The sequence below is a fragment of the Pseudomonas fluorescens genome (assembly GCF_018614775.1).
GTDB classification, from domain to species: domain Bacteria; phylum Pseudomonadota; class Gammaproteobacteria; order Pseudomonadales; family Pseudomonadaceae; genus Aquipseudomonas; species Aquipseudomonas fluorescens_BY.
Genome location: NZ_JAGGOF010000065.1, coordinates 1 through 16,032 on the forward strand (window position 1 = coordinate 1; position 16,032 = coordinate 16,032).

The 16,032-nt window shown below is 61.2% G+C and carries 14 protein-coding genes; 5 read left to right on the forward strand and 9 right to left on the reverse strand.

Going from position 1 to position 16,032, the window contains the following annotated elements; all coding sequences use genetic code 11:
- Window positions 1-219: 219 nt before the first annotated feature.
- The 3 genes from J7E36_RS17470 (at window position 220) to J7E36_RS17480 (ending at window position 2,316) form a co-directional block, all read left to right on the forward strand.
- Window positions 220-1,644 (forward strand): gamma-aminobutyraldehyde dehydrogenase, encoded by a 1,425-nt coding sequence (locus J7E36_RS17470; protein ID WP_215005346.1) that lies wholly within the window; start codon window positions 220-222, stop codon window positions 1,642-1,644.
- 146 nt (window positions 1,645-1,790) lie between these two features.
- A complete protein-coding gene (locus J7E36_RS17475) occupies window positions 1,791-2,054 on the forward strand; it encodes a CopG family ribbon-helix-helix protein (protein WP_215005349.1) in 264 nt (87 codons plus the stop codon).
- Window positions 2,017-2,316: a type II toxin-antitoxin system RelE/ParE family toxin gene (locus tag J7E36_RS17480; RefSeq protein WP_215005351.1), complete on the forward strand. Its 300-nt coding sequence runs from the start codon at window positions 2,017-2,019 to the stop codon at window positions 2,314-2,316. Before J7E36_RS17475 ends, J7E36_RS17480 begins: the two co-directional genes overlap by 38 nt.
- 41 nt (window positions 2,317-2,357) lie before the next feature.
- Here the strand turns inward: J7E36_RS17480 and J7E36_RS17485 are convergent, their stop codons facing one another.
- On the reverse strand, window positions 2,358-2,543 hold the full coding sequence (locus J7E36_RS17485) for a hypothetical protein (protein ID WP_215005354.1): 186 nt from the start codon (window positions 2,541-2,543) through the stop codon (window positions 2,358-2,360).
- A gap of 362 nt (window positions 2,544-2,905) precedes the next feature.
- Between J7E36_RS17485 and J7E36_RS17490 the strand changes: the two genes are divergently transcribed.
- Complete coding sequence (locus J7E36_RS17490; RefSeq protein ID WP_215005357.1) at window positions 2,906-4,531, forward strand: glucan biosynthesis protein D; 1,626 nt, start codon at window positions 2,906-2,908, stop codon at window positions 4,529-4,531.
- A 189-nt stretch (window positions 4,532-4,720) separates the two neighbouring features.
- On the opposite strand, the gene J7E36_RS17495 is transcribed toward J7E36_RS17490, so the two are convergent.
- The 3 genes from J7E36_RS17495 to J7E36_RS17505 form a co-directional block, all read right to left on the reverse strand.
- Entirely contained in the window at window positions 4,721-5,827 is a 1,107-nt protein-coding gene (locus J7E36_RS17495; RefSeq protein ID WP_215005360.1) for an NADH:flavin oxidoreductase/NADH oxidase, read from the reverse strand.
- Between the two features lie 313 nt (window positions 5,828-6,140).
- A complete protein-coding gene (gene recJ / locus J7E36_RS17500; protein WP_215005363.1) occupies window positions 6,141-7,850 on the reverse strand; it encodes a single-stranded-DNA-specific exonuclease RecJ in 1,710 nt (569 codons plus the stop codon).
- A gap of 189 nt (window positions 7,851-8,039) precedes the next feature.
- The gene (locus J7E36_RS17505) at window positions 8,040-8,582 is read right to left on the reverse strand and encodes a YaeQ family protein (protein WP_215005366.1); all 543 of its coding nucleotides are present in this window, start codon (window positions 8,580-8,582) and stop codon (window positions 8,040-8,042) included.
- A gap of 147 nt (window positions 8,583-8,729) precedes the next feature.
- Between J7E36_RS17505 and J7E36_RS17510 the strand changes: the two genes are divergently transcribed.
- Window positions 8,730-9,929 (forward strand): CaiB/BaiF CoA transferase family protein, encoded by a 1,200-nt coding sequence (locus tag J7E36_RS17510; protein WP_215005369.1) that lies wholly within the window; start codon window positions 8,730-8,732, stop codon window positions 9,927-9,929.
- A 237-nt stretch (window positions 9,930-10,166) separates the two neighbouring features.
- Here the strand turns inward: J7E36_RS17510 and J7E36_RS17515 are convergent, their stop codons facing one another.
- The 5 genes from J7E36_RS17515 to J7E36_RS17535 all read right to left on the reverse strand — a co-directional run bounded on the left by J7E36_RS17515 (window position 10,167) and on the right by J7E36_RS17535 (window position 15,812).
- Window positions 10,167-10,454 (reverse strand): DUF3509 domain-containing protein, encoded by a 288-nt coding sequence (locus J7E36_RS17515; RefSeq protein ID WP_215005372.1) that lies wholly within the window; start codon window positions 10,452-10,454, stop codon window positions 10,167-10,169.
- 183 nt (window positions 10,455-10,637) lie between these two features.
- Complete coding sequence (locus J7E36_RS17520; protein ID WP_215005375.1) at window positions 10,638-12,008, reverse strand: transporter substrate-binding domain-containing protein; 1,371 nt, start codon at window positions 12,006-12,008, stop codon at window positions 10,638-10,640.
- Window positions 12,009-12,129: 121 nt separating this feature from the next.
- On the reverse strand, window positions 12,130-13,539 hold the full coding sequence (thrC, locus tag J7E36_RS17525) for a threonine synthase (protein WP_215005378.1): 1,410 nt from the start codon (window positions 13,537-13,539) through the stop codon (window positions 12,130-12,132).
- Between the two features lie 104 nt (window positions 13,540-13,643).
- Window positions 13,644-14,948 carry a homoserine dehydrogenase gene (locus J7E36_RS17530; protein ID WP_215005380.1) on the reverse strand — a complete coding sequence of 435 codons (1,305 nt, stop codon included), beginning with the start codon at window positions 14,946-14,948 and terminating at the stop codon, window positions 13,644-13,646.
- 132 nt (window positions 14,949-15,080) lie between these two features.
- Window positions 15,081-15,812 (reverse strand): DsbC family protein, encoded by a 732-nt coding sequence (locus tag J7E36_RS17535; RefSeq protein ID WP_215005383.1) that lies wholly within the window; start codon window positions 15,810-15,812, stop codon window positions 15,081-15,083.
- Window positions 15,813-16,032 lie beyond the last annotated feature (220 nt).

Sequence of the window (16,032 nt, forward strand, 5' to 3'; positions counted from 1 at the left end):
TCAGGTTGGCCTCACGGCGTCCCCCTTGCGTTTCACTACAGTTCTTGTCACTCATTCTGGTCACCACTTTTCAGATGACTGGCTTTAGCCCATGCCGGGCACACTGGGAGCGAGCCTGCTCGCGATGCGGTCCATCAGTCAATCTTGCAATGACTGAACCACCGCTTCGCGAGCAGGCTCGCTCCCACAAAAAACAAACAGCGAGAGGAAGACATGAACATGCAAACCAAACTACTGATCAACGGCCATCTGGTCGATGGTGAAGGCCCCGGCCAGGCCGTGTTCAACCCCGCGCTGGGTCGGGTGCTGGTGGAAATCAACGAGGCCAGCGAAGCCCAGGTCGATGCCGCCGTGCGCGCGGCCGACAGCGCTTTCGACAACTGGTCGCAGGTGGCGCCCAAGGACCGTTCGTTGCTGCTGCTTAAGCTGGCCGACGCCATCGAAGCCCACGCAGAGGAACTGGCGAAGCTGGAATCCGACAACTGCGGCAAACCCTTGAGCGCGGCACTGAACGACGAGATCCCGGCGATTGCCGATGTGTTCCGCTTCTTTGCCGGCGCCAGCCGCTGCATGAACGGTTCGGCGGGCGGCGAATACCTGCCAGGGCACACGTCAATGATCCGCCGCGATCCGGTGGGCGTCATAGCCTCTATCGCACCGTGGAATTACCCGCTGATGATGGTCGCCTGGAAAATCGCCCCGGCCCTGGCCGCCGGTAATACCGTGGTGCTCAAGCCGTCGGAGCAGACCCCGTTGACGGCGTTGCGCCTGGCGGAGATGGCGTCGGAGATTTTCCCGGCCGGGGTGCTCAATGTGGTGTTCGGTCGTGGGCAAACCGTTGGCCAGCCGCTGGTGACTCATCCGAAGGTGCGCATGGTGTCGCTGACCGGCTCCATCGCCACCGGTTCGAACATCATCTCCAGCACCGCCGACACCGTCAAACGCACGCACATGGAGCTGGGCGGCAAGGCCCCGGTGATCATCTTCGACGACGCCGACATGGAGGCGGCGGTGGAAGGCATCCGGACCTTCGGTTTCTATAACGCCGGCCAGGACTGCACCGCCGCTTGCCGTATCTATGTCCAGCGAGGCATCTACGATGCATTTGTCGAAAAACTCGGCGCAGCGGTGGGCAGCATCAAATACGGTCTGCAAACCGCGCCGGATACCGAAATGGGCCCGCTGATCACCGCCCAGCATCGTGACCGCGTGGCCGGTTTCGTCGAGCGCGCCGTTGCTCAACCGCATATTCGCCTGGTCACTGGCGGCAAGGCCGTGGACGGCAACGGTTTTTTCTTCGAACCGACAGTGCTGGCCGACGCCCAGCAGGATGACGAAATCGTCCGCCGGGAAGTCTTCGGGCCGGTGGTGTCCGTCACCTCATTCCTGGACGAAGCGCAGGTGCTAGCCTGGGCCAACGATTCGGACTACGGCCTGGCCTCCTCAGTCTGGACCGCGGACATCGGCCGCGCCCATCGTCTGGCGGCACGCCTGCAATACGGCTGCACCTGGGTGAACACCCACTTCATGCTCGTCAGTGAAATGCCCCATGGCGGTCAGAAACGTTCCGGGTACGGCAAGGACATGTCGATGTATGGGCTGGAGAACTACACGGTGGTGCGGCATGTGATGTTCAAGCATTGAGAGCGATACAACCCTGGCAACACATGCCCGCGGCTGACTTATCGGGGTCCTGCTAAGGTTTTCGTCGATCAGTGCACGCTCGCCGGTTGACGAAAGTCTTGGCAGAACCTAGGGTGTCTACAACGTATACACCCAGGAGATCAGCCATGGCCTCGCCCGTTTTATCCTTTCGCGTGGAAGAAGGTCTGGCCCAACAGCTGGACTTGTTGGCCGCCGCAACCGACCGCGACCGTCAATATCACCTCAAGCGTGCACTGGTTCGATATGTGGAAGCCGAGTCCTGGCATCTGCAAGCCATCAGGGGCGGCATAGCCGATGCCGACGCTGGAAACCTGACCGACCTGGATGCCGTGAAGGCTAAGTGGGCAAAGCGTGCCGAGCATCGTACTGACCGACAAAGCACAAAGTGACCTTGACTCGATTCACGAACACTACCAAGGCGCCCTCGGCACGGACGCTGCCGACGATGTCATCGCCTCGATCCTGGAGACGCTTCGACAACTGCAGCGCTTCCCCGGCTCGGGCCGCCCTTCAGTCGCACCCGATATTCGGGAGCTGGTACTGACACGCTATCCATTCGTGGCGCCTTATCGGCTAATCCATGGGCAATTGCAGATCCTGCGGATCTTGCACCAACGCACCGAGCGTCCCCAGGACTGGTCGCCAACCTGAGCGGCCGGTGTGTACCGGCTCCGGCCGCTCATCAAGTGCGGTCAAAACCGCGAAACACTCCTCATCGCATCCACCAGGTAACGCATGGCGATCCGGTCGTTTTCCGACAGTTCCCGATAGCGCTCCACCAGCTTCAATTCTTCCAGGCTCAAGCGTCGTGACCTGCGACCATTGGTCAGGCCTGGAAAGATCCCCAGCATTTGCGCGATGCCCTGTATTTTCGTCATGAGCGTTGTCCTTCCGTACGTCTGATTTGACCTGATAGCGCCGTGTGGATCCTGGGTTGGATCGCCTGTCACCTAAAGAATAGGGAGGAATCCAACCGTGAGAAGGGATTTTTAGAGTAATTAGTCAAAAAATGCCGGAATCCTCATAAAAACAGAAATAACTGTAAGAAATTTTGACTGGAGAACGCTTTCCATTCTCTCGAAACCAGCTCATCCCCTATGATTTTGCGCCTCGGTGAACCGATCCAGCTCTCAGGCATCTGTTCTAACGTGCGTCGCGTTTGGCCAAAGGCATGTCCGAACCCATATACCAATCTCTGTTGCCAGGACGGGCACGGAATTGTTCGAGAAAGGTTGTACTTATGCACCGCAGGAATCTGCTCAAGGCTTCCATGGCCTTCGCCGCCTACACCGGGTTATCGGCCTCCGGGCTCATGGCCGCACGCGCCTGGGCTGCTGATCAGACCGTCGACGGCGTAGCCCGTCCCTTCGATTTCAATGCCCTGAAAGACCAGGCGCGCCAATTGGCCGCGCAGCGCTATGTCGACACCAAGCAGGTCTTGCCGCCCACCCTGGCCCAGATGTCGCCCCTACAGTTCAATGCGATTCAGTACGACGCCAACCACTCCTTGTGGAAACCGTTGGACGGCCAGCTGGACGTGCAGTTTTTCCATGTCGGTATGGGCTTCAAGCAACCGGTGCGCATGTACAGCGTCGACGCAAAGACCCGTCTGGCCCGCGAGGTGCACTTTCGCCCGGAGCTCTTCAACTACGAGAAAACCACGGTGAACACGTCGCAGCTGACCGGTGACCTGGGGTTCTCCGGCTTTCGGGTGTTCAAGGCCCCGGAACTGGCCCGGCACGACATCGTGTCGTTCCTAGGGGCCAGCTACTTCCGCGCGGTAGACGCCAGCGGCCAGTACGGGCTGTCGGCCCGTGGCCTGGCCATCGATACGTACGCCAAGCAGCGTGAGGAATTCCCGGACTTCACCAAGTTCTGGTTCGAAACCCCGGAAAAGAACAGCACCCGCTTCGTGGTCTACGCCCTGCTCGACTCCCCCAGCGCCACCGGTGCGTACCGTTTTGACATCGATTGCCAGCCGACCCGGGTGGTCATGGAGGTCGATGCCCACATCAATGCCCGGACCGCGATCCAGCAACTGGGCATCGCGCCGATGACCAGCATGTTCAGTTGTGGCACGGTCGAGCGGCGCATGTGCGACACCATCCACCCGCAAATCCACGATTCCGACCGGCTTGCCATGTGGCGCGGCAACGGCGAGTGGGTCTGCCGCCCGCTGAACAACCCCGCCACCCTGCAATTCAACGCCTTTGCCGACCACAACCCGAAAGGCTTTGGCCTGGTGCAGACCGACCATGACTTTGCCAGCTACCAAGACACCGTGGATTGGTACAGCAAGCGCCCAAGCCTGTGGGTCGAACCGACGACGGCGTGGGGCGAGGGCTCCGTCGACCTGCTGGAAATCCCTACGACCGGCGAAACCCTGGATAACATCGTCGCATTCTGGACACCGAAAAAACCGGTCGTGGCCGGGGATTCACTGAACTATGGCTACAAGCTCTACTGGAGCGCCCTGCCCCCGGTCAGCACGGACCTGGCGCATGTCGATGCGACCCGTTCCGGCATGGGCGGCTTCATCGAAGGCTGGGCGCCGGGCGAGCATTACCCGACCGTCTGGGCACGCCGTTTCGCCGTGGACTTCAGCGGCGGCGGCCTCGACCAACTGCCGCCGGGCACCGGCATCGAACCCGTGGTGACCTGTTCCCACGGCGAAGTGAAGGATTTCAACGTGCTGGTGCTGGATGCGATCAAGGGCTACCGCATCACCTTCGACTGGTACCCGACCGACGACCGCGTGGACCCGGTGCAGATGCGCCTGTTCATCCGCACCAAGGACCGGACCTTGAGCGAGACCTGGTTGTACCAGTATTTTCCGCCGGCGCCGGATAAGCGTAAGTATCCCTGATAGTCGTCGGGTGTCAGGGATGGCCCCTTCGCGAGCAGGCTCGCTCCCACAGTAGATTGATGTTGTTCACACCTACCCTGTGGGAGCGAGCCTGCTCGCGATGAGGCCAGTCCTGCCACCCAATAATCCAGCCGACAAACAAAAAGCCCCGATCTAAGAGACCGAGGCTTTGCGTTTTCACAGACCCTCTCAATCCCGCAGATCCGACTCATGGATCGGCTGGTCCCGATGCGTCGCCCGCTGGTACTGCGCCGGCCATACCGCCTTGCGCCCCCCCAGGTCGTCATCGGCATGCAGCGCCCAATAGGGATCGCGCAACAGTTCGCGGGCAAGGAAAATGATGTCCGCCTGGCAGGTCCGCAGAATGTGCTCGGCCTGGGCCGGTTCGGTGATCATGCCGACCGTACCGGTGGCGATTTCCGACTCCTTGCGCACCCGCTCGGCAAAACGCGTCTGGTAACCGGGGCCGGTCGGAATTTCAGCATTCGCCGCGGTGCCGCCCGAGGACACATCGATCAGGTCCACCCCCAACGCCCTGAAGCGCCGCGCCAGCTCAACGGTCTCATCCGGGTTCCAACCGTCCTCGACCCAATCGGTGGCGGAAACGCGCACGAACACCGGCAACTCTTCCGGCCATACGGCCCTGACCGCTTCGGTGACTTGCAGCACCAGGCGGATGCGGTTCTCGAACGAGCCGCCGTATTGGTCGCGGCGCTGATTGCTCAAGGGCGACAGGAATTGATGCAACAGGTAACCGTGAGCGGCGTGGACCTCGACCACTTTGAAACCGGCGGTCAGGGCGCGCTGGGCCGACGCCACGAACGCCTGGATCAGGTCGGCGATCTGCCCTTCGTCCAACTGGACCGGCTGGGTGTGTTGGGGGTCGAAGGCTATCGGCGACGGACCGACCGGCACCCAACCGCCGTCCGCCGGCTTGACGCTGCCGTGCTTGCCCAGCCAGGGTCGCCAAGTACTGGCCTTGCGCCCGGCGTGGGCCAATTGAATGGCCGGCACGGCCCCTTGGGCGGTGATGAAACGGGTGATGCGTTGCAACGGTTCGATCTGTTCATCGTTCCACAACCCAAGGTCCTGGGCGGTAATGCGGCCGTCGGCGGTGACGGCGGTGGCTTCGGTGAACACCAGGCCGGCGCCGCCCACGGCACGGCTGCCGAGGTGCACCAGGTGCCAGTCGTTGGCGAGACCATCGACGCTCGAATACTGGCACATCGGCGACACCGCGATGCGATTGGGCAGGGTCAGTTGGCGAAGGGTATAGGGTTCCAGCAGCAGACTCATGGGGCACCTCTCGAATCAGTGGGCAGGCTCCAGGGTTCTGTTTGAACAGTCGACGAGTGACAAAAGGTGCAACACCCGCCCCCGCGGGCAAAAAGAATGGACAAGACGTCACAAGGGCTATCAACCAGTGCTTAGAGCCTAGTCGACAACCGGAGGGAAGGGAGGGTTCAGAACTAAAAACCTGGCCGGGGCCTTGGAAACTGAAAGACCTGAGGACCTGAGGACCTGATAGCAAAGCTTGCCCCACAGGTTTGCCACAGGCTTTGCTCTTACAGGTGTTGCTCCCGGCACCAGGGCCAAGCTGGCCCACCCGTTACCGCGGCTCGATATGCGCAATCATCAGTTGCACCGTTTCCTGCCCGCGGAACTCGTTGAGGTCGAGCTTGTAGGCCAGTTCCACCCAGCGGACGGTGGGGTTCGGCCAGATTTCACGGTCGATGCCAAAGGCAATGCCGTCGAGCTTCACCGAGCCGCATTCGCTCTTGAGGACCACTTTAAGGTGCCGTTCGCCCACCACGCGTTGTTCCACCAACTGGAACACCCCGTGGAACATCGGCTCGGGGAAATGCTGGCCCCAGGGCCCGGCATGGCGCAGTGCCCGGGCCAGTTCCAAGTGGAACTCCTCGACCGCCAGCGTACCGTCCGACAACAAGCGCCCGGTCAGGTCTTCATCGCGCAATTGCCGGCGCACTTCCGCGTCGAAGGCTTCGGCGAACAACGGGAAATTGGCCTCCGGCAGGGTCAGCCCCGCCGCCATGGCGTGACCGCCGTATTTGCTGATCAGCGTCGGATGCTGCGCGGCCACCACGCTCAACGCATCGCGAATGTGGAACCCCGGCACCGAGCGACCCGAGCCCTTGAGCAAACCATCCCCGGCATCGGCAAAGGCGATGGTCGGACGGAAATAGCGCTCTTTCATGCGCGAGGCGAGGATACCGATAACCCCTTGGTGCCATTGCGGATCGAACAGGCACAAACCGAAGGGCATCGACTCCACCGGCAGGTCCTTGAGCTGGGCCAGGGCTTCACGCTGCATGCCCTGCTCGATGGACTTGCGGTCCTGGTTCATGCCGTCCAGTTGCGCGGCCATCTCCCGCGCCAGGGCCGCATCGTCGGTGAGCAGGCATTCGATGCCCAGGCTCATGTCGTCCAGGCGCCCCGCCGCGTTCAGACGCGGACCGAGGATAAAACCGAGGTCCGTGGAGGTGATGCGTGAGTGATCGCGCTTGGCGACCTCCAGAATCGCCTTGATGCCCGGACGGGCGCGTCCGGCGCGAATCCGTTCCAGGCCCTGGTGCACCAGGATGCGGTTGTTGGCGTCCAGGGGCACCACGTCGGCGACACTGCCCAAGGCCACCAGGTCGAGCAGTTCGCCGATGTTGGGCTGGGGCTTACTGGCATACCAGCCCAGGCTGCGCAGCCGTGCACGCAGCGCCATCAGCACGTAGAAAATCACCCCGACCCCGGCCAGGGCCTTGCTCGGAAACTCACAGCCCGGCTGGTTCGGGTTGACGATAGCATCGGCCGCCGGCAGCTCCAGGCCCGGCAAGTGGTGATCGGTGACCAGCACTTTGAGCCCCGCCGCTTTCGCCGCCGCTACGCCTTCCACGCTGGAAATGCCGTTGTCGACGGTGATCAGCAACTGCGGCTCGCGGGCCAGCGCCACTTCGACGATTTCCGGGGTCAGGCCATAGCCGTATTCGAAACGATTGGGCACCAGGTAGTCGACATGGGCCGCACCGAGCAGGCGCAGGCCCAGCAGGCCCACCGTGCTGGCCGTCGCGCCATCGGCGTCGAAGTCGCCGACGATCAGGATCCGCTGGCGTTGCTCCAGCGCCACCACCAACAGATCCACCGCCGCGTCGATACCCTTGAGCTGCTGGTAGGGAATCAAGCGCGCCAGGCTCTTGTCCAGTTCAGCCTCGGACTGCACGCCGCGCGCGGCATACAGGCGGGTCAACAGCGGGGGCAGGTCACCGAGAAATGGCAGGGTTGCGGGTAGCTGGCGGGGTTCTATGCGCATGGGGTGACGGGTGTTTCTCTTTGAATTGTAGGAATTGTAGCCAGGGGAGCTTTGCTTTCTGTGGGAGCGAGCCTGCTCGCGATAGCGTCGGGTCAGTCGACTTGATGCTGGCTGACACACCGCTATCGCGAGCAGGCTCGCTCCCACAATGGCTACTCACAATGGCTCACTCAATGTCAGGTCAATGGCTCAACCGCGCTCGCCCTGCAACCACTGCAACTGGACTTCATGCTGACCACGGTCATCGGTCACGAAAATCGTGCCTTCGCTGATCATCACGTCCCACTTGATAACCCGAGGCATGCTTTGGGCCAGGATTTCGAGCACGTCCTGAGGCACGGCGGCGATGTTGACGTTCTTCAGGTTCTTGATGGCCGGGATCACCTTGCCTTCCCAGACCCGCAGGCTGCCGTAGGCCAGCAGGCTGGTGCGCTCGGTGCGACGCGAGCACCAGGTCAGGCGATCGGCATCGGGCTGACCAACTTCGATCCAGTGCAGCACGCGGTCATCCAGGCTTTTTTCCCACAGCGCAGGCTCGTCGACATCTGACAGACCACGACCAAAAGACAGCAGTTCGTTGTACCAGAGCGCGTAGGCCAGCAGACGCACGGTCATGCGTTCCTCGGTTTCCGAGGGATGACGGGCAATGGTCTGCTTCACGCTCTCGTACACATTGCGATCGAGGTCAGTGAGGTTCAGTTCAAACTTGTAGGTCGTGGACGGCTGGGCCATGAACGGGCTTCTTGATACGGGGAAAGGCGGCAAGTCTAACCGATGACGCGGGCAATCCACGAATTGCCGACCATCAACCTGCGGCGTCTGATCCAGGCCTATGATAAAACGCTCTATCCGTTCTGCCTTTGTCCTACAGGATCCATCATGTCGCTCACTGCCAAACCCCTTGCCGGCGTCAAAGTCATCGAACTCGGCACCCTGATCGCCGGGCCCTTCGCCTCGCGGATCTGCGGCGAATTCGGTGCCGAGGTGATCAAGGTCGAATCGCCGGACGGCGGCGATCCGCTGCGCAAGTGGCGCAAGCTGTATGAAGGCACGTCCCTGTGGTGGTTCGTCCAGGCACGCAACAAGCAGTCCCTGACCCTGAACCTGAAACACCCCGAAGGCTTGGCGATCCTGAAAAAACTGATTGGCGAAGCGGACATCCTGATCGAAAACTTTCGCCCCGGCGTGCTGGAAAAACTCGGCCTGGGCTGGGAAGTCCTGCATGCACTGAACCCGAAACTGGTGATGGTGCGGCTTTCGGGCTTCGGCCAGACCGGTCCCATGAAAGACCAGCCCGGGTTTGGCGCGGTGGGCGAATCCATGGGCGGCCTGCGCTACATCACCGGTTTCGAGGACCGTCCGCCCGTGCGCACCGGGATCTCCATTGGCGACTCCATCGCCGCACTCTGGGGCGTGATTGGCGCGCTCATGGCCCTGCGTCACCGTGAAGTCAACGGTGGCACCGGGCAAGTGGTGGACGTGGCGTTGTACGAGGCGATCTTTGCCATGATGGAAAGCATGGTGCCGGAGTTCGATGTATTCGGTTTTATCCGGGAGCGCACCGGCAACATCATGCCCGGCATCACGCCATCTTCCATCCACACCAGCGCCGACGGCAAACATGTGCAAATTGGCGCGAACGGCGATGCGATCTTCAAGCGCTTCATGCAGATCATCGGCCGCGACGATCTGGCGAACGACCCGCAGCTGGCCAGCAATGATGGCCGTGACGGCCGACGTGACGAGCTGTATGGGGTTATCGATCGCTGGGTCAATTCGCTGCCGCTTGACGCCGTTATCGAGCAGTTGAACCAGGCCGGGGTGCCGGCCAGCCGGATCTTCAGCGCCGAGGACATGTTCAGCGACCCGCAGTTTCTCGCCCGGGAAATGTTCCTGCAGGCCAAGCTGCCGGACGGCAAGGCGTTCAAGATGCCGGGTATCGTCCCGAAGCTTTCCGACACACCGGGCACCTCCGAATGGGTCGGGCCGGCCCTGGGGGAACACACGGCGCAAGTGCTCGATGCGTTGGGCTACGATGCGCAGCAGATTGCCAAATTGCGCAGCGACGGCGCCATTTGACGGGCATGCTGCGAACCAAAGTCTATGGTCACTTAACATCAACCAGTGCCTGGTAAAACACACTAAAACCTTGAACGACAGGCAAAAAGAAACCCCGAGAAGTGGGGAGACAACTCGGGGTTAAACGTAACCATTCAAGGTTCGTACAACAAGCGACAAACACCGGAGCACAATGCTTGCTCTTGTTGGTAAAGGGTCTGACTCACAAAAGCGTAGGAAGGTTCCCACAAACCCTCGTCAATTCGGGGCGGCCATCACCTTGCTGCCTGCCAGATTACGCAGCGCAGCGATCACACAGGGCTCCAGACGGCCCTCGGCAATCAACACATCGCGATGCAGGCCATCGACCACGTCCGTCAGTTGACGCTTGTCGGTCAACTGGGCCTGATTGAACACTCGCTCGACCATAATGGCCCCGGAGGCATTCTTCAGCGTCACCAGGCATTCGCCCTTGGCGCCGGAGGGAGTCAGCGTGACCAGATACGGGCTCAATGCCTCACCCAGCAATAGGCTGATACTTTCCATTCGCTCACCCTTCAATAGTCCGAAAACAACTGCGTGTACCCAGTAAGTGACCGTGGGCCGCAACAGAAAGTTCGTTAGCGCACCGAGGCAGCACATCCGCGCCCCGTTCAATCGAGCATGCGCGTGCAATATGACAGGGAAACAACCGCCTTCGCCCCACGCATAAGTGGCGAGCGCCACCGATCATGCCGGCAGCCTGTCAGAACGACACCGCCGACGCTCGCTGTCATTCCAGCCGCCAAGAACCCCGCGCAACTGCCCGTCAGCCCCGTAGAACGGCACCGACCAATGGTAGATGTCCCGCGCGCCGCTGCTGAACAGCAATTGGCGGTCGGCAAATCGGGACTGGCCGGTACGCAACTGTTCCATCACTTCTCCATGCAGCAGCTCGGCAGTGCTCGGCGCAAACACCGCAACGTCAGTCAACCGCGTACCTCGCAGCTTTTCGAAACGCGTCGCCAACAGGTCTTCGTAACTTTTGTTGCACATGACCAGGCGCCCTTCGAGATCACGGATGAAAATCGGATCGGGAATGGCGTCCATCAAGGTTCTCTGAAGCATCAACTGGTCCTTGAGCAGCGTCTCGGCCGTGAGACGCTGATCGACCTGTTTTTGCAAGCGGCGATTCCACAGCACCGACAGCAGACCGAACCCCACGAACACAGTCACACACCCGTAACCCCAGCGGGACACACGCTGCCAGAAGGATGGCGCCGGGCTGGGGACAACACCCGGCATCCACTTGGAACGCAGTGCGGCCATGTCGTTGGGCGGGAACACTTCCAGCGCCTTATTCAAGATCCCCAGCAACGGCGCCAGGTCCTTGCGCACGGCCAGGTAGTCCGGTTGCCACTTGCCCTCAAGGCTTGTTCCTACCTGCAACTGGCCGGCCGGATAGAGGTGCACGCCGGTTTCGTTTTCGATGGTGGCGTAGGCTTCACGACTCTCCACCAGCGCTCGCGCCTCTCCATAGGTCTTGACCGTGCGCAATTCAATGTCCGGGTAGTCGCGCCGTATTTCCGCTTCCAGGGCATGCCGTGCCGGCAGCGCCAGGACCTTGCCCTTGAGTTGTTCCAGCGAGTGGAGCGCCGCCTCCCCGTCCCGCCCGACAAATACCCAGCCGAACCCGCCAAATGCATGGCTGAAACTCAGGAAGTCCCGGCGCTCGTCGTTCATCGCCAGGTTGGTCGTCATATCCGCCTCGCCATTCTCCAGCATGGTCAGCAACTGACCGGGGGAGAACGATTCCCGGTGCACGAACTCAAGACCGGTCATCTGCGCAATGCGCTGGAGAATGTCGTGATTGAGCCCATCCCACTGTCCCAGTTCATTTTTGAACAGGTACAAAGGGAACCGCATCGAGGCCACGACGACCCGTGGATTTTCCCTGATCCACTTCAGTTCCTGCGTGTCCAGCACCAGCCGCTCGCCAGGATCGGCCAACGGCGTTTCGAAGACGGCCAACGGTGCTGCGCCGCCCCATTGTGCCCAGCTCATCAGCGCCAGGCCCGCTACCCAGCTGCGCATGGGTTTGGATTTGATAAAAAACAACATCTGCATTTCCTTCGAGATGACTCGCTCGTCCCTCCCAGGGCCGAAAACCCGATCAGTCTGGCATGCAGAAACAAGAAAGCCCGTCAGGAGACGGGCTTCAAAATGTGACAGGTTCTGGCGGTCAGAGCGGCTTGCCGCGGTTGCCATGCTGACTGACAAAGGCCTGCACGGCTTTCAGGTCGTTGGGCAACACGGTGCAACGCTCATCTCGCTCAAACAAATCAGAAAGATGTGCAGGCAGCTCAAGCGCTTTTCCTACGCCTGCTTGCTCCACGGCGTCCGGGAACTTGACCGGATGAGCCGTCCCCAGGATCACCATCGGGATGTCCAGGCTGCGCCGGCATTCACGGGCGGCTTTCACCCCGATGGCCGTGTGCGGATCGAGCAGCTCACCTGTTTGCGCAAACACCTCGGCGATGGTTTCGCAGGTTTGCGCATCGTCGACGGCCAGGGAGTCGAACAACTTGCGGGCTTCGGTCCAGCGCTCAGGCTCGACGCTGAAACCGCCGCCCTGCTTGAAGCTGTCCATCAAACCGGCAATCGCCGCGCCGTTGCGACCGTGCAGGTCGAACAGCAAGCGCTCGAAGTTCGACGACACCATGATGTCCATTGATGGCGACAGCGTGGCGTGCAGGGTTTCCTTGACGTACTGGTTGCCGCTCATGAAGCGATGCAGGATGTCGTTGCGGTTGGTGGCGACGATCAACTGGTTGATCGGCAGGCCCATGTTGCGCGCCAGGTAGCCGGCGAAGATATCGCCGAAGTTGCCGGTCGGCACCGAGAACGACACGGAACGGGCCGGGCCGCCCAGTTGCAGGGCCGCGTGGAAGTAATAAACGATCTGGGCCATGATCCGCGCCCAGTTGATCGAGTTTACCGCCACCAGTCGCGTGCCCTTGAGGAAACCCTGGTCGGCGAAACTGGCCTTGACCATTTCCTGGCAGTCATCGAAGTTGCCCTCGATGGCGATGTTATGGATGTTATCGCCAAAAATCGTCGTCATCTGTCGACGTTGCACTTCCGAGACCCGGTTGTGCGGGTGCAGGATGAAAATGTCGACGTTCTCGCAATGCTTGCAGCCTTCGATGGCGGCTGAACCGGTGTCGCCAGACGTTGCACCGACGATCACCACCCGCTCGCCACGCTTTTGCAGCACGTAGTCCAGCAGGCGACCAAGCAGCTGCAGGGCGAAATCCTTGAACGCCAGGGTTGGGCCGTGGAACAGCTCCATCACCCACTCGTTACCGTTGAGCTGACGCAGCGGCGCAATGGCGTTGTGGGAAAAGACGCCATAGGTCTCTTCGAGAATTTTTTTGAAATCGGCATCCGGGATGCTACCGGTGACGAACGGGCGCATGACCCGGAACGCCAGTTCGTGATACGACAGGCCGGCCCAGGAGGCAATTTCTTCCTGGGTGAAGCGCGGCAGGTTTTCCGGCACATAGAGACCGCCGTCCGTGGCCAGGCCGGCCAGCAGGACGTCTTCGAAATTCAGGGCCGGTGCCTGGCCGCGGGTGCTGATATAGCGCATTAGGGCAAACCTTTGGTTTGAGCTTCGAGCTTCAAGCGACAAGCTACCAGTAAAAGCCGATCCGCTTTCAACTTGTGGCTTGTGGCTTGCCGCTTGCAGCTGAATTAATTCAGATGTTCGACGCGGATACGGACCACAGGGCCCACCACGCCCTGGAGCGCTTCCAGCGCTGCAATCGCGTCGTTGATGCGCTGCTCGACCACACGGTGGGTCAGCAGGATCATCGGCACCAGGCCGTCGTGCTCCTCGACTTCCTTCTGCATGATCGACTCGATGTTGATGCCACGCTCCGACAGGATACTCGCCACCTGGGCCAGTACGCCCGGATGGTCCTTGGCCTGGATCCGCAGGTAGTAGGAACTTTCGCACGCCTCGATCGGAAGAATCGGGTGAGCTGACAGCGAGTCCGGCTGGAAGGCCAGATGCGGCACGCGGTTTTCCGGGTCGGAGGTCATGGCGCGCACCACGTCCACCAGGTCGGCCACCACCGAAGAGGCGGTCGGCTCCATGCCGGCGCCGGCGCCATAGAATAGCGTCGAGCCGGATGCATCGCCGTTGACCATCACCGCGTTCATCACGCCGTTGACGTTGGCGATCAGGCGGTCGGCCGGGATCAGCGTCGGGTGCACGCGCAACTCGATGCCACTGGCGGTGCTGCGCGCCACGCCGAGGTGCTTGATGCGGTAGCCCAGGGCTTCGGCGTAGTTCACGTCGGCGGTGGTCAGCTTGGTGATGCCTTCGGTGTAGGCCTTGTCGAACTGCAACGGGATACCGAACGCAATGGACGCCAGGATCGTCAGCTTGTGCGCTGCGTCGATGCCTTCCACGTCGAACGTCGGATCGGCCTCGGCGTAACCCAGGGCCTGGGCTTCGGCGAGCACGTCTTCGAAGGTGCGACCCTTCTCGCGCATCTCGGTAAGGATGAAGTTACCGGTACCGTTGATGATCCCCGCGACCCAGTTGATGCGGTTGGCCGACAGGCCTTCGCGGATCGCCTTGATCACCGGGATACCACCGGCCACGGCGGCTTCGAACGCCACGATCACACCCTTCTCGCGGGCCTTGGCGAAAATTTCATTACCGTGAACGGCGATGAGCGCCTTGTTCGCGGTGACCACATGCTTGCCATTCTCGATGGCCTTGAGTACCAGCTCGCGGGCAACGGTATAGCCGCCCACCAGTTCTATCACGATGTCGATCTCAGGGTTCGTGGCCACTTCGAACACATCGTTGGTAATCGCAATACCGGTCGTCTGGAACTGAGGCTTTGGCGTGCGCATGGCAATTTGTGCCACTTCGATTCCACGCCCGGCACGACGAGCAATTTCCTCGGCGTTGCGCTGAAGTACGTTGAAGGTGCCGCCACCGACGGTACCTAACCCACAGATGCCTACTTTGACCGGATTCACTCTTGACTCCCCATGAAACGGCCGACGCAAAGGTCGGCCGTGGATACAGCCGCGCAGCAACGCGGCTTCGTGTTTAACGGCCCGACGAAGACCTTCGCCGAGCCGTGACCTTCAAAAGCGGATCATCCATGATCATTTGGCGCCAAGGGCCAGTTTGGCGACTTGTGGCGCCGGCTGGTAGCCCGGAATCACCTGGCCGTCAGCCAAAACGATGGCCGGCGTACCGTTCACCCCGATGGACTGGCCGAGGGCGAATTGCCTGGAAACCGGGTTCTCGCACTTGGCGGCCTTGATTTCCTTGCCGTCGACCATCTTGTCCATGGCCGCCTTCTTGTCCTTGGAGCACCAGACCGCCTGCAACTGCTCGTCCCCCGGCGAACCCAGGCCCTGGCGCGGGAAGGCGACGTAGCGCACTTCGATGCCGCGCTTGTTCAGCTCCGGCACTTCGGCGTGCAGCTTATGGCAATACGGGCAGGTGGTGTCGGTGAACACGGTGATATGAGACTTGGTTTCACCAACGGCCGGGTAGACCACGGTTTCTGCAACCGGAATGCCGTTGATCAGTTTGGAGATGCCCTGGCGCTCGGTGATCTCGGTGAGATTGACCGGCTTGCCATCCTTGAGCTCGAACAGGTTGCCCTGGACGATGTACTGCCCGTCGGCACTGGCGTAGAGCACGCGGCTGCCCTTGAGCTTGACTTCATACAGGCCGGACATCGGGCTGGCCGAGATGGCTTCGATCGGCACTTCGAGCTGAAGGTTTTCCAGGCTCTTGCGGATAGCCTTGTCGGCCGCATCGTCGGCGATGGCAAAGGTGCTGGCCAGCGCAATGGCGGCGGCGGTGAACATCTGGATCAAACGCATGAGAGCTCCTGAGGCGAACAAATGGGACGAGGAAACGCCGACCCTTGGATCCGGGTTCCAGCCGCCCACTGTGCAAACCGGCAAAGCCTACCACATAAGGCCCGCGGGGCCGAATGCCGGTGATGCGAGGCATTTGAGCTCCTTGTGGGAGCGAGCTTGTTCGCGATGGCGGCCTGGCAGTTGGCGTATGTTGTGGGTTGTGTACATATCCATTGCTGCG